18 protein-coding genes, 1 tRNA gene and 1 pseudogene are annotated in these 18440 nt (G+C 71.9%); 15 read left to right on the top strand and 5 right to left on the bottom strand.

The genetic code is table 11. The features are described from left to right. Window positions 1-202: 202 nt before the first annotated feature. Entirely contained in the window at window positions 203-454 is a 252-nt protein-coding gene (locus ACIBH3_RS18720) for a hypothetical protein (RefSeq protein WP_396313253.1), read from the bottom strand. Here ACIBH3_RS18720 and ACIBH3_RS18715 point away from each other — a divergent pair. Next, the gene (locus ACIBH3_RS18715) at window positions 347-580 is read left to right on the top strand and encodes a TetR family transcriptional regulator (RefSeq protein ID WP_396313086.1); all 234 of its coding nucleotides are present in this window, start codon (window positions 347-349) and stop codon (window positions 578-580) included. The two genes, ACIBH3_RS18720 and ACIBH3_RS18715, sit on opposite strands and share 108 nt — an antisense overlap. A gap of 132 nt (window positions 581-712) precedes the next feature. Here ACIBH3_RS18715 and ACIBH3_RS18710 read toward each other — a convergent pair whose 3' ends face one another. The 3 genes from ACIBH3_RS18710 to ACIBH3_RS18700 form a co-directional block, all read right to left on the bottom strand. Beyond that, the gene (locus ACIBH3_RS18710; RefSeq protein ID WP_396313085.1) at window positions 713-1132 is read right to left on the bottom strand and encodes a VOC family protein; all 420 of its coding nucleotides are present in this window, start codon (window positions 1130-1132) and stop codon (window positions 713-715) included. 37 nt (window positions 1133-1169) lie between these two features. After that, entirely contained in the window at window positions 1170-1616 is a 447-nt protein-coding gene (locus ACIBH3_RS18705) for a helix-turn-helix transcriptional regulator (RefSeq protein ID WP_396313084.1), read from the bottom strand. 229 nt (window positions 1617-1845) lie between these two features. Then, a tRNA-Leu gene (locus ACIBH3_RS18700) sits at window positions 1846-1933 on the bottom strand. 433 nt (window positions 1934-2366) lie between these two features. On the opposite strand from ACIBH3_RS18700, the pseudogene ACIBH3_RS18695 reads away from it, so the two are divergent. After that, window positions 2367-2840, top strand: a pseudogene (locus tag ACIBH3_RS18695) (ATP-binding protein); the annotation flags it as partial. Between the two features lie 223 nt (window positions 2841-3063). On the opposite strand, the gene idi reads toward ACIBH3_RS18695, so the two are convergent. After that, window positions 3064-3705, bottom strand: coding sequence for an isopentenyl-diphosphate Delta-isomerase (gene idi, locus ACIBH3_RS18690; protein ID WP_396313083.1), 642 nt, complete (start codon window positions 3703-3705; stop codon window positions 3064-3066). Between the two features lie 327 nt (window positions 3706-4032). Between idi and ACIBH3_RS18685 the strand changes: the two genes are divergently transcribed. The 13 genes from ACIBH3_RS18685 (at window position 4033) to hpnH (ending at window position 18233) form a co-directional block, all read left to right on the top strand. Beyond that, window positions 4033-4788, top strand: coding sequence for a sugar phosphate nucleotidyltransferase (locus tag ACIBH3_RS18685; RefSeq protein ID WP_396313082.1), 756 nt, complete (start codon window positions 4033-4035; stop codon window positions 4786-4788). Then, complete coding sequence (locus tag ACIBH3_RS18680; RefSeq protein ID WP_396313081.1) at window positions 4776-5837, top strand: iron-containing alcohol dehydrogenase family protein; 1062 nt, start codon at window positions 4776-4778, stop codon at window positions 5835-5837. The genes ACIBH3_RS18685 and ACIBH3_RS18680 overlap by 13 nt, the downstream gene beginning before the upstream one ends. Window positions 5838-5955: 118 nt before the next feature. Next, window positions 5956-6693: a CDP-alcohol phosphatidyltransferase family protein gene (locus ACIBH3_RS18675; protein WP_396313248.1), complete on the top strand. Its 738-nt coding sequence runs from the start codon at window positions 5956-5958 to the stop codon at window positions 6691-6693. After that, entirely contained in the window at window positions 6690-7601 is a 912-nt protein-coding gene (locus ACIBH3_RS18670; protein ID WP_396313080.1) for a glycosyltransferase family 2 protein, read from the top strand. The genes ACIBH3_RS18675 and ACIBH3_RS18670 overlap by 4 nt, the downstream gene beginning before the upstream one ends. Window positions 7602-7729: 128 nt before the next feature. Continuing rightward, a complete protein-coding gene (locus ACIBH3_RS18665; RefSeq protein WP_396313079.1) occupies window positions 7730-8665 on the top strand; it encodes an ABC transporter permease in 936 nt (311 codons plus the stop codon). 37 nt (window positions 8666-8702) lie between these two features. After that, a complete protein-coding gene (locus tag ACIBH3_RS18660) occupies window positions 8703-9497 on the top strand; it encodes an ABC transporter ATP-binding protein (RefSeq protein WP_396313247.1) in 795 nt (264 codons plus the stop codon). Between the two features lie 230 nt (window positions 9498-9727). Beyond that, the gene (gene hpnC, locus ACIBH3_RS18655) at window positions 9728-10714 is read left to right on the top strand and encodes a squalene synthase HpnC (protein WP_396313246.1); all 987 of its coding nucleotides are present in this window, start codon (window positions 9728-9730) and stop codon (window positions 10712-10714) included. 41 nt (window positions 10715-10755) lie between these two features. Continuing rightward, window positions 10756-11613, top strand: a complete 858-nt coding sequence (hpnD, locus tag ACIBH3_RS18650) for a presqualene diphosphate synthase HpnD (RefSeq protein ID WP_396313245.1) — start codon at window positions 10756-10758, stop codon at window positions 11611-11613. A 115-nt stretch (window positions 11614-11728) separates the two neighbouring features. Next, window positions 11729-13147, top strand: coding sequence for a hydroxysqualene dehydroxylase HpnE (hpnE, locus tag ACIBH3_RS18645; RefSeq protein WP_396313078.1), 1419 nt, complete (start codon window positions 11729-11731; stop codon window positions 13145-13147). Window positions 13148-13245: 98 nt separating this feature from the next. Beyond that, the gene (locus ACIBH3_RS18640) at window positions 13246-14391 is read left to right on the top strand and encodes a polyprenyl synthetase family protein (protein ID WP_396313244.1); all 1146 of its coding nucleotides are present in this window, start codon (window positions 13246-13248) and stop codon (window positions 14389-14391) included. A 7-nt stretch (window positions 14392-14398) separates the two neighbouring features. Continuing rightward, window positions 14399-16513 carry a squalene--hopene cyclase gene (gene shc, locus ACIBH3_RS18635; protein WP_396313077.1) on the top strand — a complete coding sequence of 705 codons (2115 nt, stop codon included), beginning with the start codon at window positions 14399-14401 and terminating at the stop codon, window positions 16511-16513. Further along, window positions 16510-17202 (top strand): 1-hydroxy-2-methyl-2-butenyl 4-diphosphate reductase, encoded by a 693-nt coding sequence (locus ACIBH3_RS18630; protein WP_396313076.1) that lies wholly within the window; start codon window positions 16510-16512, stop codon window positions 17200-17202. Before shc ends, ACIBH3_RS18630 begins: the two co-directional genes overlap by 4 nt. Window positions 17203-17204: 2 nt before the next feature. Beyond that, window positions 17205-18233: an adenosyl-hopene transferase HpnH gene (gene hpnH / locus ACIBH3_RS18625; protein ID WP_396313075.1), complete on the top strand. Its 1029-nt coding sequence runs from the start codon at window positions 17205-17207 to the stop codon at window positions 18231-18233. Window positions 18234-18440 lie beyond the last annotated feature (207 nt).

The raw sequence follows: 18440 nt of genomic DNA, 5'->3' as shown, positions 1-18440 counted from the left end.
CTCTCGTTGCGCGTCCATGTCAATGCCCTTGCAGGGAAGGGATGTTGGTCGACGTGATCGAACCGGCCGGTCGAGAGAAGGCTGCGAGCTGACGACGAGTCAACGGAACGCGCCCTTCCGGAGCCGGCTGCACCTGGCCGGCCGGGCGCGGCGTGGCCCCCGCCCGGGGCCGCGTCAGCTCGCCGGCCTCGGCGCGCCGGTGTCAGCGCGGCGAGATCGGCTCGGCGAGGAGAGCCGCCCCGCTCCAGGCCCGGGCCGAGCCGGGCCCGGCCGCCTCCGCCTCCCTGACCAGCGCGATCAGCCGGGCGTTGGCCGGGCGTCCGATGAGTCCGATGAGGGAGAACCGATGCCCAAGGGTGTGACCAAGCGCCGCCCCCGCACTCGCGCGGCGCTGCTCCGGGCAGCCCTGGAGACCTTCGCCGAGCAGGGCTTCCACGCCGCGTCGATCGAGCACATCTGCGAGCGCGCGGGCTACACCCGGGGGCGTTCTACTCCAACTTCAGCAGCAAGGAGGAGCTCTTCCTCGCGCCGTTCGACGAGCACGGCGAACGCGTCGTCAACCGCATCACCGAGCTTCTGACGGCACTCGGCACCGCCCTGGACCCCGCCCCCGCCCGACGCTCCCGCCCCCGCGCCCGACCCCGAACCCCCCGGCGGCCCGGCCGCCAGGCAGCGGCCGTGACCCCGGGGCGCCCGGGGTGCGCCATGGCGCTCACATGTCCCGGAGCTCGGTGAGCCGGATGTTGTTACCGGACGGGTCCCGGAACCCGCAGTCGCGGCCGTACGGCCGGTCGGTCGGCTTCTCGTTGAACTCGACGCCACGTCCCGAGAGCTCCGCGTAGGCGGCGTCGCAGTCGTCGGTGGTCAGGAAGACGGTGCCGGCCGCGCCCTTCGCGGTCAGCTGCTCGACCTGCGACTGGGTCTCGGCGTCGAACACCGGGGGGCCGGGGATCGCCATCAGCACGATGGCCACATCCTCCTGCCCGGCCGGGCCGACGGTCAGCCAGCGGAAGTTCCCCATCTCGGGGAGGGTGACGTCGGACTTGACCTCCATCCCGACGCTCTTGGTGTAGAAGGCGAGCGCCTCGTCCTGGTCGTGAACCCAGAGCTGCGCGGTGGCGATTCTGATCATCGGATCCTCCCGGTACGCGTTCCTTCTGCCTTCGGGGCTACCGCCACGCTATTCCGGGGCCCTCGGCGCCGTCTTCTCGAAACGTGCGGTGTTGCGGCCGCCCGTAGGCGCGCTGCACGCAGCCGGGGATGACCGCGTGCGCGGCGGCGGGCGGGAACGCGGCCCGGTACGCGGCGGGCGTCAGTCCGTACATCCGGGTGAAGCTGGTGGTGAACGACCCCAGGCTGTTCAGCCCGACGTCGAAGCAGACGGTGGCGATCGGCCGGTCGGTCATCCGCAGCAGCGTGGCCGCCCGCTCCAGCCGTCGGGTCAGCAGGTACACGTGCGGTGACTCCCCGAACGCCCGCCGGAACTCACGGCTGAAGTGCGCGCGGGACAGCCCGGCCGCCGCCGCGAGCTCGGCGACCGTGAGCGCCTCGGCATACCGGGCGTCAGCGAGGTCCTTGGCCCGCAACAGATGCCGCGCCGGAGGATACGAACCCACGCCCCCCAAGATAGCCACCCCCACCCCCCACCGGGATGACCCTCTCAGCGGTGGCCGCGCGTCTCGGTCTGCCCGGGGGGACGGTGCTCCTTCAGATCTCCCGGGTCTGTCGGCCGTGGCGCCCGTGGGCTCGGCCCGACGCGCCGGCCGATGCGCGGACCCGGCGGGCGGCGGTGCCGGAAACGACGAATCCCCGCGGGGCTCTTGCGAGCCTCGCGGGGATCTGAAGTGGTGTCCGAGGGGGGACTTGAACCCCCACGCCCGATAAAGGGCACTAGCACCTCAAGCTAGCGCGTCTGCCATTCCGCCACCCGGACAGGGTGTGTGCTTCGGGGTTCTTCCTGCTGTCCCCTCGGCGACAGAGAGAACATTACCAGGGTTCTGGAGTGCTTCTCACCTGCGTTTCTGCGGTCCGGGCGGGCGGTGGTCCGTGGGCGCGGGGGGTGATGGGGGAGTCGGTAGTGCGTAGCCGGGCAAGCCGGGCAATCGGGGCGGCGGGAGAGGGGAATCCGGCCACCGGATGAACGATCCGGTGGTGTACGGCGAATATTTCCGCCCAGATGCGGAGCGCGGGCCGGTCAAGGCCGGGCGCAAGCGGTCCGACACGGACAACTTGTCGACGCTGCCCCGGTGTCCACCCCGGCTCTCCTAGCCTCTGTGGACCAAGGGAGCCTTGAGCGGAGTGCCGGATTCCCGACGTCGGCGGCAGCCGGTGACGCCTCCCGCTCTCAGCATGAAGGGCGGCTCGACGTGGAGCAGATCAGCGGGGCGGTCGAACCCGTGACGAGACGGCCGGGCACCGGGCCGGCCGGCCCCGTCGAGGGTGTCTGGCGGATCTCGGTGCTGGCGCAGGAGTGCTCGGTGCCGCGCACCCGGCATGCCGTACGGGACAGGTTGCTGGCGCAGGGGATGAGCGGGGTGCGGTACCAGGAGCTGATCGACGACCTGCTGCTGATCGTCTCGGAGCTGGTGAGCAACGCGGTGACGCACGCGGCGGTGCTCACTCCGCAGGTCACCACCGAGCTGGCGATCGCCGGCGGCTGGGTGCGGGTCTCGGTGGAGGACGGCCACCCGTACCGGCCGAAGGCGCTGCAGAGCGATCTCGGGCAGCTCGGCGGGCGTGGGCTGTTGCTGGTGAAGAGCGTGACGCTGCAGGCGGGCGGGATCTGTGACGTGGAGCGCACCGGGGAGGGCGGCAAGGTGGTCTGGGCCTCACTGCCCATTCCGTCCTCCACCGGGGACGGCACCGACGACACGGGCATCGACGGCACGGGCGCCGGTAGTCACGGGAGTGCCGGGGGTGTCGTCGGCCTCGCCGCCCCCGCCCCGAGCATCCGGCATCACGGCTAGCCGACCCGGCGCGCTGCCCGAAGGGGTACCCGCCGCCCCCCGCGCACACACGCGCCGGACCGGATCGGACCGATGCGGCGGGGGTGGGGCCTATCGCCTACCAGTCCCGCCCGGCGATCTCGCGGATACCCGGCAGCGCGGCCTCGAAGACCGTCCGGAACCACACCGAGAACGGCCGCTCGGCCTCCAGCGTCTTCAGCTCCTGCGCGGTGACGAACGCGAAGTCGTCCACCTCGTCCGGGTTGGGCCGCACCGGATCGGTGACCAGACCCACGAACAGGTGGTTCCACTCGCGCTCGATCAGCCCCGACGCCTCGTCCGGCAGGTCGTACCGCACGGTGCCGGCCTCGCAGAGGAGCGCGGGCGCCACACCCAGCTCCTCGGCGGTGCGGCGCGCGGCGGCGACGAAGGGCGGCTCGTCGGGGTAGGGGTGGCCGCAGCAGGTGTTGGACCAGACCCCGGGGGAGTGGTACTTGCCGAGCGCCCGGCGCTGGAGCAGCAGCCGGCCCTGGCGGTCGAACAGGAACACGGAGAACGCGCGGTGCAGTCGGCCCGGCTGCTGGTGCGCCCAGAGCTTCTCGGCCGTCCCGATCGTCACGCCCTCGTCGTCGACGAGTTCCAGGAGGATCTCCGGGTCGGCGAGCTCGCCGGCCGGGTTGGCCACGTCGCTCTCGACGTCGAGTCCGGTGTCGATCTCCGAGGTGAAGTGCGTTGGGTTGGTCGGGAGACTCTGGGGCATGAGGCCTCTTTCGGGAGCACCGGTGGCGTCGCCCCCAGTCTGCCGCATCGGTGGGGATGCCTACGGACCGAAACACAGATGGGGCGGATACTGCCCACCGAAATGCCAAATGTGTTCGATTCGTGCAGGTACCCGCCCCTCTTCGGACATGTTCCGGCCAGATCGGCGCGGGCCCGGCGTCCGGGGGCCCCGGCCGCGTTCGGGCTGGTCGTCGCGGTCGCCTACCATCACTAGGACACCGTGTACCGCGTGCGCGGGGGCAGCGCCACGGGGGCGAGCGCGGCTCAGCGGCAGACCACCAGAACACCACGGATCAGGAGACACCGCATGATCGGCCTCGTTCTGGCAGCCGGCGCCGGCCGCCGGTTGCGCCCGTACACCGACACCCTGCCCAAGGCGCTGGTGCCGGTCGACGGGGAGCGGACCGTCCTGGACCTGACCCTCGGCAACTTCGCCGAGGTCGGCCTGCGGGAGGCCGCCATCGTGGTGGGCTACCGCAAGGAGGCGGTGTACGACCGCAAGAACGCCCTGGAGCAGAAGTACGGCGTCAAGCTCACCCTGGTCGAGAACGACAAGGCCGAGGAGTGGAACAACGCCTACTCCCTCTGGTGCGCCCGCGAGCTCTTCGCCGAGGGCCTGCTGCTCGCCAACGGCGACACCGTCCACCCGGCCTCCGTGCAGCGCACCATGCTGGACGGCAACGACCGGCTGATCAGCCAGGGCCGCGCCCCCGGCATCCTGCTCGCCCTCGACACGGTGAAGAAGCTCGCCGACGAGGAGATGAAGGTCGTCGTCGACCCGGCCGCCGGGATGCGCCGGATCACCAAGCTGATGGAGCCGGCCGAGGCCAGCGGCGAGTACATCGGTGTCACCGTGATCAATCCCTCCGCCGCCGAGGACCTCAGCGACGCGCTGCGCGCCACCTTCGAGCGCGACCCCCAGCTGTACTACGAGGACGGCTACCAGGAGATGGTCGACCGCGGCCTGCGGATCGACGTCCAGCCGATCGGCGAGGTGTCCTGGGTCGAGGTCGACAACCACGACGACCTGGCCAAGGCGCGGGAGATCGCGTGCCAGTACTGACCCGGCTGGTGCCGTCCCCGGTCTTCGTCGAGATCCGCCCCGGGGCGCTGGACTCGCTGGCCGGCATCCTGGCCGACCAGCGGCTCTCCGCCTCGGGCCGGGTCGCGGTGGCGATCAGCAACGGCTCGGGTGCGGTGCTGCGCGAGCGGCTGGAGCCGGCCCTGCCCGGCGCCGACTGGTACAACGTCGACGACGGCAGCCTGGACAGCGCGGTGCGCCTGGCGGACGCGATGCGGGCCGGACACTACGACGCCATCGTCGGCCTCGGCGGCGGTAAGATCATCGACGCGGCCAAGTACGCCGCCGCCCGGGTCGGCCTGCCGCTCGTCGCGGTCGCCACCAACCTCGCGCACGACGGCATCTGCTCGCCCGTGTCGATCCTGGACAACGACGCCGGGCGGGGCTCCTACGGGGTGCCCAGCCCGATCGGCATCGTGGTCGACCTCGATGTGATCCGCCAGGCCCCGCCGCGCTTCGTGGCGTCCGGCATCGGCGACGTCATCTCCAACATCTCGGCCTGCGCGGACTGGGAACTCTCCCACCGCGTCACGGGCGAACCGGTGGACGGACTGGCCGTCGCGATGGCCCGCTCGGCCGGCGAGAACCTGCTGCGCCACCCGGGCGGTCTGAAGGACCAGGACCTGCTTACGGCGCTGTCGGAAGCACTGGTACTGTCCGGCATCGCGATGAATATCGCAGGCAGCACCCGGCCCTCGTCGGGCGCCTGCCACGAGATCTCGCATGCCCTGGACGTGCTGTATCCCAAGCGGTCCGCCCAGCACGGTGAGCAGGTCGGCCTCGGGGCCGCCTTCGCCAGCTACCTGCGGGGCGAGCGCGAGCTGACCGGTCTGATCGTGGAGCGCCTGGCGCGTCACGGGCTGCCGGTGACCGCCGCTCAGATCGGCTTCACCGAGGCGGAGTTCACCGAGGCGGTGCACTACGCTCCGAACACCCGCCCGGGCCGCTTCACCATCCTTGAGCACCTCGACCTCTCCCCATCAGCCATCAGGGACGCGTACGCCGACTATGTCCAAGCCGTCAACAGCTGACCGCCCCGCCGGCGGCCCCGCCGACCCCCAGGCCGGCGGCTCCGCCGAGCGCCCCGCGATCGACTTCACGGTGCGGCCCTCGATCGAGGAGCTGCGCGCCGTCATCCACCCTGAGGGGATGCTCCAGCGCCGCAGCGCGGAGCACTGGGCGGGCCGCCTCTACATGCGCAGCATCTCGCTGCGGATCACCCGGATCCTGGCCCCGGTCACCTTCATCACGCCCAACGGGCTCACCTATCTGATGATGTTCACCGGCATCCTGGCGGGAGCGGCCCTGGTCGTCCCCGGCCTCGCCGGCGCCGTCCTCGGGGCCCTGCTGATCCAGGTCTACCTGCTGCTCGACTGCGTGGACGGCGAGGTGGCCCGCTGGCGCCGGCAGACCTCGCTCACCGGGGTCTACCTCGACCGGGTCGGTCACTACATGTCCGAGGCGGCGCTGCTCACCGGCCTCGGCCTGCGCGCCACGGACCTGCTGCACCGCCAGGGCTCGGCCTCGCACTGGGAGTGGGCCTTCCTCGGCACGCTGGCCGCCCTCGGCGCGATCCTGATCAAGTCCGAGACCGACCTGGTGGACGTCGCCCGGGCCCGCAGCGGGTTGACCGCCGTCGAGGACAGCGCCGCGGTGCCGCGCTCCAGCGGTGTCGCCAAGGCCCGTAAGGCCGCCGCGTTCCTCAAGTTCCACCGGCTGGTCGGCGCGGTCGAGGCCTCGCTGTTCATCCTGGCCGCCGGGATCGCCGACGCCGTGCACGGCGGGCTGTTCTTCACCCGGCTCGCGGTCGTCGTGCTGGCCGCCATCGCCATGCTGCAGACCGTCCTGCACCTGCTCAGCATCGTCCTGTCCAGCAGGCTGCGATGAGCGCCCCCGCCGCCGGCGCGGCCCGCCCCGAGGACTTCCGCCTCGGTGCCGTGATCATCACGATGGGCAACCGCCCGGCCGAGCTGGCCGCGCTGATCGACTCGGTGACGAGCCAGGAGGGCCCGGCGGTGGAGCTCGCCGTGGTCGGCCAGGGCGCGCCGCTGCCACCGCTGCCCGAGGGCGTGCGCAGCGTCGAGCTGCCGGAGAACGTGGGCATCCCCGGCGGACGCAACGTCGGCATCGAGCTGTTCGGCGAGGACGGCCGGGACGTCGACGCCATACTCTTCCTGGACGACGACGGCCTGCTGCCGGGCAAGGACTCCGCCCGGCTGCTGCGGGAGGCCTTCACGGCCGACCCCGGGCTCGGCATCGTCGCCTTCCGGATCGCCGACCCCGAGACGGGTGTCACCCAGCGCCGACACGTACCCCGGCTGCGCGCCAGCGACCCGCTGCGCTCCTCGCGGGTGACGACTTTCCTCGGCGGCGCGAGCGCCGTCCGCTGCCGGGTGTTCGAGCAGGCCGGGCAGCTGCCCGCCGAGTTCTTCTACGCCCACGAGGAGACCGACCTCGCCTGGCGCGCCCTGGACGCCGGCTGGTCCATCGACTACCGGGCCGACGTGGTGCTTCACCACCCCACCACCTCGCCCGCACGGCACGCCTCGTACTTCCACAACATCGCCCGGAACAGGGTCTGGCTCGCACGACGGAACCTTCCGGCCCCGTTCGTGCCTCTCTATCCAGGAGTCTGGTTCCTGCTCACGCTGGCCCGCCGTCCCTCCCCGGAGGCACTGAAGGCCTGGTGGGGCGGGTTCCGGGCGGGCTGGCGCGAGCCCTGCGGCGAGCGACGACCCATGCGATGGCGTACCGTATGGCGATTGACCAGGTTGGGAAGACCTCCGGTCGTTTGATCGCACCGGTCGGCGACTGCACCGCCGGCCGGGTACCCCCAAGTGATCCCTGTGGATCTCCATCGCCGAACGGCAGGCATCCCCCCGACTGCCGTCCGGCCGACTCCCGATCCCCGCGAAGGACGAATGTGTCGACAGTGAGTGAACCCGTCAGCCTCTCAGCCCCTAGGGGGGCGGACGCGGGACTGACCCCGAAGCAGCTTGCGGACAAGTACGGACTGTCGGTGAGCGGCAGACGCCCTGGGCTGATCGCCTACACCAAGCAGCTCTGGGGCCGGCGCCACTTCATCTGGGCCTTCGCGACCGCGCGCCTGGTGGCGCAGTACACGGACGCGAAGCTCGGCCAGGTGTGGCAGGTGGTGACGCCGCTGCTGAACTGCGCGGTGTTCTACCTCGTCTTCGGCGTGATCCTGTCGACCAAGGACCAGATCCCGCACTACGTCGCCTGGCTCTGCATCGGCGTCTTCATCTTCCAGTTCACGCAGAGTGCGGTGCAGTCCGGTACCCGGGCCATCGCGGACAACCTCGGCCTGATCAGGGCGCTGCACTTCCCCCGCGCCTCGATGCCGATCGCGTTCACCGTGATCCAGCTCCAGCAGCTGCTGATCTCGATGGTCGTGCTCGTCGTGGTGGTCCTCGCCAACGGTGTCGAGCCGGGCCGCACGTGGCTGCTGGTGGCGCCCGCGCTGGTCCTGCAGTGCATGTTCAACACCGGCCTGGCCCTGGTGATGGCCCGGATCGGGGCGAAGACCAGCGACATCTCCCAGCTGGTGCCCTTCGTGATGCGCGCCTGGCTGTACCTGTCCGGCGTGATGTACAGCATCCAGGACCACATCAGCCAGTGGGCACCGTGGATCCAGACTCTTATGACGATCAACCCGGCGTCGGTGTACATGGACCTCGTCCGCCACGCGATGGCACCGGTGATCTACAACAAGCACACGGAGAACTACCAGACGTATCCCGATCACCTCTGGGAGTACGGGCTCGCGTGGGCAGTCGGTATGTTCGTCCTGGGTTATGTCTTCTTCTGGAAGGCTGAGGAGGAGTACGGCCGTGGCTGACATCGCAGGTACCAGGACCCGAAAGGCTGAGTCCGACGTGCAGCTCAGCAAGCCCGCCGACAACGTCGCCCGGATCCCCACCGTCATCGCGGACGACGTGCACATCGTCTACCGCGTGCACGGCGCCGGCTCGGGCAAGGGCAGTGCCACCTCCGCGCTGAGCCGGATCATCAGCCGCAAGCGCGCGGCCGGCGTCCGCGAGGTGCACGCCGTGCGCGGCGTCAGCTTCACGGCGTACAAGGGTGAGGCCGTCGGCCTGATCGGCTCCAACGGCTCCGGCAAGTCGACGATGCTGGCCGCCATCGCGGGCCTGCTGCCGACCGAGAGCGGTGCCATCTACACCAACGGCCAGCCCTCGCTGCTGGGCGTCAACGCCGCGCTGATGAACGAGCTGACCGGCGAGCGCAACGTCGTGCTGGGCTGCCTGGCCATGGGCATGACCCCGTCCGAGGTGAAGCGTCGCTACCAGGACATCGTGGAATTCTCGGGCATCAACGAGAAGGGTGACTTCATCTCGCTGCCGATGCGCACGTACTCCTCCGGTATGGGTGCCCGCCTGCGGTTCTCCATCGCGGCGGCCAAGCGTCACGACGTGCTGCTGATCGACGAGGCGCTGGCCACCGGTGACCAGGCGTTCCAGAAGCGCAGCAAGGCCCGGATCAACGAGCTGCGCAAGGAGGCCGGTACGGTCTTCCTGGTCAGCCACGACAACGCCTCGATCCGCGAGACCTGCGAGCGGACGATCTGGATCGAGCACGGTGAGCTGGTGATGGACGGGCCGACCGAGGTGGTCGTGCGCGCCTACGAGAAGGGCGAGCGCCCGGATCGCTAGCCGGCTTGGCCCGCAGGGGCCGGTGCGGGGACGTCGTGGTCCCGGCACCGGCCCCTGCGGCTGTCCGGGTGAGGCCGCCGCGCCCCGGGGCGGGGCGGCCTGCTCCGGCGAGGCCGACGGTGCCAGGCTGTAGGCGGGGGAGTGGTGTGTCGCGCGGGGCGCCCGATATCGGACGCGTGTCCGAGCGAGGTCAGTGGTCCAGAGCAGTGTAGAACGGGGGAGTGACAGCAGTGTCGGCTTCGGCCCAGCCCAGCAGTGAGTCAGCGGATCGGTCAGCGGGTGCCACGCTGGACAAGGCGGACCTGGAGAACTTCCCGGTCGCCCCGTTCTTCCTGCCCGCCGCCTGGCGCGGCGACCTGATGGCGGTCTACGGCTTCGCCCGCCTGGTGGACGACGCCGGCGACGGCGACCTCGCCGATCCGGCGGGCGTGGCCCGGCTGCTCGGTGTGCAGGCCCCGCCCGCCCCCGGCGTCACCCTTTCGGCGCAGGCGGGCCCGCCGAGCCCCGAGGAGGTCGCGTTCCGCCTCGCCCTGCTCGACGGACTGGAGCGCGACCTCGACCGCGCCTTCGAGTCGACGCTGTCCGGCTCGGCCGCCGAACGCCCCGCGCACCCGCTGCTGCGGGCCCTCGTCCCGCTGATCGACAAGCACGGCCTGACCCCCGAGCCGTTCCGCCGCCTGATCGAGGCCAACCGGGTCGACCAGACCACCACCCGGTACGGGAGCTACCAAGACCTGGTGGGCTACTGCCAGTTGTCCGCCGACCCGGTCGGCCGGCTGGTGCTCGCCATCGCCGGCGTCGCCACTCCCGAGCGGATCGCGCTGTCCGACGCCGTCTGCACCGCGCTGCAGATCGTCGAGCATCTCCAGGACGTCGCGGAGGACCTCGCCCACGGCCGGATCTACCTCCCCGCCGATGACCTGCGACGCTTCGGCGTCACCGAGGCCGACCTCGCCGCCCCCACCGCCGGCCCCGCCGTCCGGGACCTGATCGCCTTCGAGGCCGACCGGGCCCGGACCCTGCTCGACCGAGGTGCGCCGCTGGTAGGTACGGTTCGGGGAAGGCTTCGACTGCTTCTGGCGGGATTCACCGCAGGCGGCTACGCGGCCCTGGCGGCCGTCGAGGCCGCCGGGTACGACGTACTCGCTCAGGAGGCAAAGCCCGACAAGCGCCGCCTCGCAGCGAAGGCGGCGGCAATCTTCGCGAAGGGAAGGTGAACGCCCGAGTGGCGGCATCACCACTGGCGTCGGCCCAGGTCATGGCGGCGTACCGGTACTGCGAGGCAGTGACCGGCCTGCAGGCCCGCAACTTCAGCTACGGCATCCGGCTGCTGCCGGAACCCAAGCGGCTGGCCATGTCCGCGCTCTACGCCCTGGCCCGCCGGGTCGACGACATCGGGGACGGAGACCTGCCGCCCGAGCGCAAGGCCGAGCAGCTGCTGCGCACGCGCGGGCTGCTGGGCGAGATCCGGGCCGGCGCGGTCGCCGAGGACGACACCGACCCGATCAAGGTCGCCCTCGCGGACGCCGCGCGGCGCTTCCCGATTCCGCTCGGCGGCTTCGACGAGCTGATCGACGGCGTGGAGATGGACCTCAAGGGCGCCGAGTACCAGACGTACGAGGAGCTCCAGGTCTACTGCCGCTGTGTGGCCGGCGCGATCGGGCGGCTCTCGCTCGGCGTGTACGGCTGTGAGGACCCGGAGCGCGGCGCCGAGTACGCCGACACCCTGGGTCTGGCGCTCCAGCTCACCAACATCCTGCGCGACCTGCGCGAGGACGCCCTCAACGGCCGGACGTACCTGCCGACCGAGGACCTCGTCCGGTTCGGCTGCGAGCAGGGATTCGCCCTCTCCAGACCGCCGGCCGGGGCGGACTTCGCCGGCCTGGTCGCCTTCGAGGCGGCCCGTGCCCAGCGGGCCTTCGAGGACGGCCTGCGGCTGCTGCCGATGCTGGACCGGCGCAGCCGCGCCTGCACCGCCGCCATGGCCGGCATCTACCACCGCCTGCTCGGGCGGATCGCGGCCGACCCGGAGTCGGTACTGCGCGGCCGGGTCTCCCTGCCGGGCTGGGAGAAGGCATACGTGGCGCTTTCCGGGCTCGCCGGAGGGCGTTCTTGATTCTCTCGCCGATTCTGTCACGCTGTGTCAGCGTGCCATCACGCATGGGTAGATCTGTGTTCGCCGCTGTGTTCGCCACGTGTGTACCGCGCGCCGCGGTCAGGGGGGAGGTCGGATGAGCGTGCGATCCGACCAGGGCCGCCCCGCCGCCTCCCGCCCCAGTGCCGTCGTGGTCGGCGGCGGTCTGGCCGGGATCACCGCCGCCCTGCGGCTGGCCGAGACCGACCACCGGGTGACCCTGGTCGAGGCCAGGCCCCGGCTCGGCGGCCTGGCGTTCTCCTTCCAGCGCGGCGACCTGACGGTCGACAACGGACAGCACGTCTTCCTGCGCTGCTGCACCGCCTACCGCGGCCTGCTCGACCGGCTCGGAGCCGACGACCTGGTCGACCTCCAGCCCCGGCTGGACGTCCCGGTGCTCGCCGTCTCCGGTGGCCGCCGCACCCTGGGCCGGCTGCGCAGGGCCGGCCTGCCGGTGCCGCTGCACCTGGCCGGCAGCCTGGCCGGCTACCCGCACCTGGGCCCGGCCGACCGGCTGCGGGTGGTGCGCGCCGCGCTCGCACTGAAGGGCCTGGATCTCAGCGATCCGGCGCTGGACGCGGTCTCCTTCGGTGACTGGCTGCGCCGGCACGGCCAGAACGAGCGCACCATCGCCGCCATGTGGGACCTGGTCGGCGTGGCCACCCTCAACGCCAGAGCCGACCAGGTCTCGCTGGCGCTGGCCGCGATGGTCTTCAAGACCGGTCTGCTCTCCGATCCGGGGGCCTCCGACATCGGCATGGCCGCCGTCCCGCTCGGCGCGATCCACCATGACGCGGCGCTCGGCGAGCTGGAGCGCGCCGGCGTGCGGGTGCTGCTGCGCGCCCGCGCGGTGGAGCTCAAACCGGCCGCTCCGCACGCCGTGCGCCTGGACGGCGGGGAGCTGCTCACCGCCGACACCGTGGTGCTCGCCGGGGCCCAGGACGCCGCCGCCGCATTGCTGCCGGACGACGCGATCGACCGGCAGCAGGAGCTGACCGGCTTCGGCACCGCCCCGATCCTCAACATCCACGTGATCTACGACCGCAAGGTGCTGCGCCGCCCGTTCTTCGCGGCACTGGACTCACCGGTCCAGTGGGTCTTCGACCGCACCACGCACTCCGGGCTCGCCACGACGCACCCCGGCGCCCAGTACCTGGCGCTGTCGCAGTCCGCCGTCCAGGACGAGATCGACCTGCCGGTCGCCGAGCTGCGCCGGCGCTACCTGCCGGAGCTGGAGCGCCTGCTGCCCGCGGTGCCCGGCGCCGAGGTGCTGGACTTCTTCGTCACCCGCGAGCGCACCGCGACCTTCGACCCGGCCCCGGGCACCGCGGCCCTGCGTCCGGCGGCCCGCACCAGGGTGCCGGGCCTGCTGCTGGCGGGTTCGTGGACGGCGACCGGCTGGCCCGCGACCATGGAGGGCGCCGTGCGCAGCGGTCACGCCGCGGCCGACGCCGCCCTGGCCGCCGCAGCGTCCCGGGTGCCGGTGGACCGGGGCGACGGCAGGTGGCCCCGATGACCCCCGGCAGCGGCGGCGCGAGAACCGGTACCGCGCACACCGGTACCGCGTACACCGGCACGGCACACTCCGGCACCGGGAGTACCGCCACGGTAGACATGGCAACCGCCGGGCCAGCTGCGGCGGCCCGCCACCACGAGGGAGAGGGAACGTACGTGGAGTCACGCAGCGGCACCGCCGTCTCAGGCCCAGCACCCGCGGAGCCGGTCTCGGTGCCCGCGCTGCTCGCCCGTGCCCGCACGCTCTGCACCCCGCCGCTGCGCGCGGCGGTGGCCGGGCTGGTGGCGCCGATGGACACCGTCGCCGCCTACCACTTCGGGTGGATCGACCGCGACGGCACCCCGGTGTCGGGGGACAGTGGCAAGGCCGTCCGGCCCGCCCTGGCGGTGCTCTCGGCGCAGGCCGTCGGGGCCCCGGCGCAGGCCGGTGTGCCCGGCGGGGTAGCCGTTGAACTGGTGCACAACTTCTCCCTGCTTCATGATGATCTGATGGACGGTGACGAGACTCGACGGCACCGGGCCACCGCCTGGACGGTCTTCGGACCGGCGCAGGCGATCCTGGTCGGCGACGCCCTGGCAACCCTCGGGACCGAGGTGCTGCTGGACGCCGCCGTGAGCGGCGGGGCCGACGCGGTCGACGCGGCAAGGGCCGTTCGGCTGCTCACCACCGCGACCCGCAGGCTCATCGACGGCCAGGCCCAGGACCTCTCCTTCGAGCACCGGGATGTGGTGACGGTCGAGGAGTGCCTGGAGATGGAGGGCAACAAGACCGGCGCCCTGCTCGCCGCCGCCTCCGCGGTCGGCGCGGTGCTCGCCGGGGCCGACGACCGTGTCGCCGACGCGCTCCAGCGCTACGGCCACCACCTCGGCCTGGCCTTCCAGGCCGTCGACGACCTGCTCGGCATCTGGGGCGCCACCGAGGTGACCGGTAAGCCGCACTGGGGCGATCTGCGCCAGCGCAAGAAGTCGCTGCCGGTGGCCGCGGCGCTGGCCGAGGGCGGTGCCGCCTCGCGCCGGCTGGCCGCGCAGCTGGCCGATCCGCAGGGCCGGGGCGAGGAGAGCGAGCAGGTGCTCGCCGCCCGTGCGGCTCTGATCGAGGAGGCCGGTGGCCGCGCCTGGACCCAGGGCGAGGCCCGCCGCCAGCACAAGACTGCCCTCGCCGCTCTGGACGAGGTGCCGATGGCCGACGCGGTGCGCGAGCACTTCGTCGCACTCGCCGAATTCGTGGTGGTACGAGAGAGGTGACGTCAAGGTGACAGCAACCGCGGACGGCCGGCTCGACCCTGAGTACGATCCCGAGCCGGTCGCGGTGGGCGACCGCCCACCGGCGCTGCTGAGCGCCGGGCGGTGGAAGCCTGACGGACCACAACCGGTCCGACAAGCTGATGAACCAACTGGAAGTGAACCTCACGCCGGGCCAGCCTCCGCCGAGGAGGCGCTGGCCCGGGCCACCACCCACCTGCTCTCCCTGCAGAGCTCCGAGGGCTGGTGGAAGGGCGACCTGGAAACCAACGTCACCATGGACGCCGAGGACTTGTTACTGCGACAGTTCCTCGGCATCCGTACAGATGAGCAGACCAAGGCCACCGCGGAGTGGATCCGCTCGAACCAGCGGGACGACGGCACCTGGGGCACCTTCCACGGCGGTCCGCCCGAGCTGTCCACCACCGTCGAGGCCTATGTCGCGCTGCGGCTCGCGGGCGACCGACCAGAGGCCGCCCACATGCAGGCGGCCGCCCGCTACGTCCGCGCGAGCGGCGGGATCGCGGCCACCAGGGTCTTCACCCGGATCTGGCTCGCCCTGTTCGGCTGGTGGCCCTGGGACCGGCTGCCGGAGATGCCACCGGAGATCATCTTCCTGCCCAGATGGCTGCCGCTGAACATCTACGCCTTCGGCTGCTGGGCACGGCAGACGATCGTACCGCTCACCGTGGTGTCGGCCCACCGCCCGATCCGCCCGGCGCCCTTCACCCTGACCGAGCTGCACACCGATCCGGCGAATCCTTTCCCCGAACGCCCGCTCGCCCCGCCGACCACCTGGGACGGGCTCTTCGAGCGCCTCGACAAGCTGCTGCACGCCTACCACCGCCGGGCCCTGCGCCCACTGCGCCGGCTCGCCCTCGCCCAGGCCGGGCGCTGGATCGTCGAGCGGCAGGAGGCCGACGGCTGCTGGGGCGGCATCCAGCCCCCGGCCGTCTACTCGCTGATCGCCCTCCACCTCCAGGGCTACGAGCTCGAACACCCCGTCATGCAGGCCGGCCTCGCCTCCTTCGACCGCTTCACCGTGCACACCGAGGACGGCAAGCGCTGGCTGGAGGCCTGCCAGTCGCCCGTCTGGGACACCGCCCTGGCCACTATCGCCCTGGTCGACGCCGGAGTTCCGGCCGACCACCCCGCGCTGGTCTCCGCCGTCGACTGGATGCTCGACGAGGAGATCACCCGGCGCGGAGACTGGTCCGTCCGGCGCCCGGGGCTGGCCCCCGGCGGCTGGGCCTTCGAGTTCGAGAACGACAACTACCCCGACATCGACGACACCGCCGAGGTCGTGCTCGCCCTTCGCCGCGTCGTCCACCCCGACCCGCACCGGGTCCAGGGCGCGGTGGGGCGCGGCGTCGACTGGAACCTCGGCATGCAGTCCAAGAACGGCGCCTGGGCCGCCTTCGACGTCGACAACACCAGCACCCTGCCGAACAAGCTGCCGTTCTGTGACTTCGGCGAGGTGGTGGACCCGCCCTCGGCGGACGTCACGGCGCACGTGGTCGAGATGCTCGCCGAGGTCGGCATGACCGGGGATCCGCGGACCCGCAAGGGCGTCCAGTGGCTGCTGCGTAACCAGGAACCGGACGGCTCCTGGTTCGGCCGCTGGGGCACCAACTACATCTACGGCACGGGCTCGGTGCTGCCCGCCCTGGTCGCCACCGGCGTGCCGGCCGAGCACCCCGCGATCCGGCGCGCCGTCCGCTGGCTGGAGGAGCGGCAGAACCCGGACGGCGGCTGGGGCGAGGACATGCGCTCCTACGAGGATCCGGAGCACTGGGCCGGGCGCGGGGAGTCCACCGCCTCGCAGACCGCCTGGGCCCTGATGGCGCTGCTCTCGGCCGGCGAGGGCCCCGACGGGCGGGCCAACCCGGCCGTCGAGCGCGGCGTCGACTGGCTGGTGCGCACCCAACTGCCCGAGGGCACCTGGGACGAGCCCCAGTTCACCGGCACCGGGTTCCCCTGGGACTTCTCCATCAACTACCACCTCTACCGGCTGGTGTTCCCCGTGACCGCTCTCGGCCGCTATCTCCACGGCACCCCCGTCATCGGCACCCCCGCAGCCGCGGCCGCCCCGCTCGCGGCCGGCCCGCTGGGAGCCGCCCGATGAATGCCGGCGCTCCGCTCCTGGTGATCTGCGCACTGGGCCCCGAGGTCTGGGCGCTGCGCGGCGGGGACTGGTCCGGCGCGGCCGGCGGGCCGCCGGTGCTGGTGCGTACCGGCGTGGGCCGGCGCCGGGCCGGACCCGCCGTCAAGACGCTGCTCGCCTGCGCACCGGGCGGCTACGGCGCGCTGGTCGTGGCGGGCTTCGGCGCCGCCGTGGCGCCGGGCATGGCCCCCGGCGACGTCATCGTCGCGGACGGCGTACGCGACGCCGAGGGCAACCTCTTCACGCTCGACTCCGGGCCCGTCCTGGCCGAGGCGCTGCGGGCGCGGGGCCTGACCACCCACATCGGTGTGCACCACACCGCCGACCACGTCGTCCGCGGTATCGAACGCCGTGCCCTGCACGCCAAGGGAGCCCTCGCCGTCGACATGGAGGCGGCCGCCGTGCTGGCCCGCCGCCAGGAGATCCGCCCCGCACTGCCCGCGGCCGTCCTGCGGGTGGTCGTCGACACGCCCGAGCGTGAGCTGCTGCGCCCGGGCACCCTGCCGGCCGGCCTGCGGGCCTGGCGGACGCTGCGCGCCACCGTGCCCGCGCTGGTCGCGTGGCACCGGCAGGCCGGGGCCGCGCCCCGGGAACACCCTGTCACCCACCACCACCCCACATCCTCGACGCTCCCCCAGGAGGCGAGCTAGCCATGGCCATGCCGTTGCGCCAGACCGTGCGGGTCGGCACCTATCTGATGCAGCAGAAGCTGCTGAAGCGGCGGGACAAGTTCCCGCTGATCGTGGAACTGGAGCCGCTCTTCGCCTGCAACCTGGCCTGTGAGGGTTGCGGCAAGATCCAGCACCCGGCCGGGGTGCTCAAGCAGAGAATGCCCGTCGCCCAGGCGGTCGGCGCCGTGCTGGAGTCCGGTGCGCCGATGGTCTCGATCGCGGGCGGCGAGCCGCTGATGCACCCGCAGATCGACGAGATCGTCCGCCAGCTGGTGGAGCGGCGCAAGTACGTCTTCCTCTGCACCAACGCGCTGCTGCTGCGCAAGAAGCTGGAGAAGTTCACGCCCTCGCCGTACTTCACCTTCACCGTGCACATCGACGGGATGCGTGAGCGGCACGACGAGTCGGTGGCCAAGGAGGGCACCTTCGACGAGGCGGTGGCGGCGATCAAGGAGGCCAAGCGGCGCGGCTTCCGGGTCACCACCAACAGCACCTTCTTCAACACCGACACGCCGCAGACCATCATCGAGGTGCTCGACTACCTCAACGACGAACTCCAGGTCGACGAGATGATGATCTCCCCGGCGTTCGCCTACGAGAAGGCGCCCGACCAGGAGCACTTCCTCGGCGTCGAGCAGACCAGGGAGCTGTTCCGCAAGACCTTCGCCGGCGGCAACCGGCGGCGCTGGCGCCTCAACCACAGCCCGCTCTTCCTGGACTTCCTGGAGGGCAAGGTGGACTTCGAGTGCACCGCCTGGGGCATCCCCAACTACTCGCTGTTCGGCTGGCAGCGCCCCTGCTACCTGATGGCCGACGGCTATGTGCCGACCTACCGCGAGCTGATCGAGAAGACCGACTGGTCGAAGTACGGCCGCGGCCGCGATCCGCGCTGCGAGAACTGCATGGCGCACTGCGGCTACGAGCCGACGGCGGTGCTCGCCACCATGGGCTCGCTCAAGGAGTCGCTGCGGGCGGCCCGCGAGACGGTCAGCGCCAACCACGGCCGCTGAGCCCCCCGGTCCGGCACCGGCCGCCGCCCGTGCCGGGCCGCCGGATCCGCTGTTCCCTTCCGCGCCAATGCACGCTGTTCAGCACACGGACCAGACCACGAAGGTGCACAACCATGACCGCGATCTCGCTCGGTATTCCGTCCCTGCCGCTCAAGCCGCTGGCCACGCGTCGCGTCTCCCGGCAGATCATGGTCGGCAACGTCCCGG

It is taken from the genome of Kitasatospora sp. NPDC050543, from assembly GCF_044457565.1.
Classification (GTDB): Bacteria; Actinomycetota; Actinomycetes; order Streptomycetales; family Streptomycetaceae; genus Kitasatospora.
Note: the sequence above shows the minus strand (reverse complement) of the source record. Positions and strands in the feature narration are given on the sequence as shown.

What these genes read in the sequence shown, in the direction of transcription:
- ACIBH3_RS18715 (WP_396313086.1), top strand. Translation starts at nt 347, where the DNA reads ATGCCCAAGGGTGTGACCAAGCGCCGCCCCCGCACTCGCGCGGCGCTG.
- ACIBH3_RS18710 (WP_396313085.1), bottom strand. Translation starts at nt 1,132, where the DNA reads ATGATCAGAATCGCCACCGCGCAGCTCTGGGTTCACGACCAGGACGAG.
- idi (WP_396313083.1), bottom strand. Translation starts at nt 3,705, where the DNA reads ATGCCCCAGAGTCTCCCGACCAACCCAACGCACTTCACCTCGGAGATC.
- ACIBH3_RS18685 (WP_396313082.1), top strand. Translation starts at nt 4,033, where the DNA reads ATGATCGGCCTCGTTCTGGCAGCCGGCGCCGGCCGCCGGTTGCGCCCG.
- ACIBH3_RS18675 (WP_396313248.1), top strand. Translation starts at nt 5,956, where the DNA reads ATGCTCCAGCGCCGCAGCGCGGAGCACTGGGCGGGCCGCCTCTACATG.
- ACIBH3_RS18670 (WP_396313080.1), top strand. Translation starts at nt 6,690, where the DNA reads ATGAGCGCCCCCGCCGCCGGCGCGGCCCGCCCCGAGGACTTCCGCCTC.
- hpnD (WP_396313245.1), top strand. Translation starts at nt 10,756, where the DNA reads ATGGCGGCGTACCGGTACTGCGAGGCAGTGACCGGCCTGCAGGCCCGC.
- hpnE (WP_396313078.1), top strand. Translation starts at nt 11,729, where the DNA reads ATGAGCGTGCGATCCGACCAGGGCCGCCCCGCCGCCTCCCGCCCCAGT.
- ACIBH3_RS18640 (WP_396313244.1), top strand. Translation starts at nt 13,246, where the DNA reads ATGGCAACCGCCGGGCCAGCTGCGGCGGCCCGCCACCACGAGGGAGAG.
- ACIBH3_RS18630 (WP_396313076.1), top strand. Translation starts at nt 16,510, where the DNA reads ATGAATGCCGGCGCTCCGCTCCTGGTGATCTGCGCACTGGGCCCCGAG.
- hpnH (WP_396313075.1), top strand. Translation starts at nt 17,205, where the DNA reads ATGGCCATGCCGTTGCGCCAGACCGTGCGGGTCGGCACCTATCTGATG.